Annotated in this window: 1 protein-coding gene; it reads right to left on the minus strand. The window is 54.5% G+C overall.

Going from position 1 to position 466, the window contains the following annotated elements; all coding sequences use genetic code 11:
- Positions 1-372 (minus strand): DUF7426 family protein (locus QP381_RS08520; protein ID WP_285068500.1); only part of this gene is annotated, 372 nt, incomplete at its 3' end.
- Positions 373-466 lie beyond the last annotated feature (94 nt).

Below are 466 nucleotides of genomic sequence, written 5' to 3' on the forward strand. Positions count from 1 at the left end.
CTTCACTAGGGCTTCAGCAGCCTCAGCCCCCATAATCCAATACGTGAACGCGTACTGTACGGCCATATCCAAAACCACTGCCGGGATGCCAGCCTTTACCGCCGCGTCCACAGTGTTCTTATCGAGTAACAGCCCAGTCAAGTTCAAATCAGGGTCCAGACCAGCCTCATTCAGGGCTTCGACCGTGTACTCGGTGGCTTTATCAGCGTTACCGCTATCAATAGTGCGCTGCGTGGCGGTAGCAAGCGCCGCCTGGTAGGCAGTAAGTGTTTTCCCCACTTCAACAGAGGGGACCGGACTAACAAGCGTCCAGTCCCCAACGTTGATAGTGAGCGGTTTGGGCAGGTAGGCGGTTAGATTAGTTGTTGCCATTGGGGTTTACCTTCCATCGCGAAAAAGAATTGGTTAGTGTGATTCGGGGCCGGACGGGGTTACCGTCGGCGTGGCAGGCGTATTAAGCTTTTTC

It is taken from the genome of Pauljensenia sp. UMB6358, assembly GCF_030216865.1.
Classification (GTDB): Bacteria; Actinomycetota; Actinomycetes; order Actinomycetales; family Actinomycetaceae; genus Pauljensenia; species Pauljensenia turicensis_A.